The sequence below is a fragment of the Flavobacterium branchiophilum NBRC 15030 = ATCC 35035 genome (assembly GCF_002217205.1).
GTDB classification, from domain to species: domain Bacteria; phylum Bacteroidota; class Bacteroidia; order Flavobacteriales; family Flavobacteriaceae; genus Flavobacterium; species Flavobacterium branchiophilum.
In genome coordinates this window covers 1-757 of the sequence record NZ_MUGT01000236.1, presented here as the reverse complement: position 1 = coordinate 757, position 757 = coordinate 1, and the positions used below count along the sequence as shown (strand labels likewise).

Genomic DNA, 757 nt, shown 5'->3' with positions numbered 1-757 from the left:
TATGTAAATAACTCGATTTCATTTTTTTATATAATTCTGAAATTGAAAAATGTTTTGCTGAAATAGATGGAACAGAAGATAGTTTTAAAGAATTTATTTCACAAAACAAAATAAATGTTGCAAACGATGACATTATGTGTAAAGTGCATGATTTTTGGAAAAAAAAAGATTTTTTACACATTTACGCCCCTTCAGAATCACATCAAAATCATTTAATTAATATTGGAGATGTACCTAATAGTTCTGTAAACGAAGCACTTCAACTGTTTACTAATTTCCCAAATTATCACGAGGTTTCTGATCAAAACATTCAAAGTTTTTGGACGCTTTTAATTTATCTTATCAAAAAAAGAGATGAAGAACAACAAATTTTTGAGAACAAACCCGAAAATCTTTCCAAAACAAAAAGAGAATTATTAGCTGAATTTGAAAAGATTAATCCTAAAATTTTAGACGAAATTGCTATTCTTTGGAATAAAATATTAGACAAAGCAGGCCTTGAATTTGATGTTGAAAATGCAAGTAATCTTATACAACTTTCAGATAATCTAAAGGCTTACATCAGGCTAAAAGGCACTAAAGAAAATATTCCTTATAGTGAATTGAGTACAGGAATTAGAAATTTTATTTTTAGAGTGGGGCATATTTTTTCATTATACTTTAACAAAGAAGTAAAAACAGGCTTTTTATTGATTGATGAACCCGAAAACAGTCTTTTTCCTGATTTTTTGTTTGAACTTACTCACGTTACGCAAAA

Annotated in this window: 1 protein-coding gene; it reads left to right on the top strand. The window is 27.6% G+C overall.

All coding sequences use genetic code 11. The features are described 5' to 3' along the window. Positions 1 to 20 precede the first annotated feature (20 nt). The coding region (locus tag B0A58_RS16125) for an AAA family ATPase (protein WP_317047332.1) at positions 21 to 757 on the top strand (737 nt) is incomplete at its 3' end.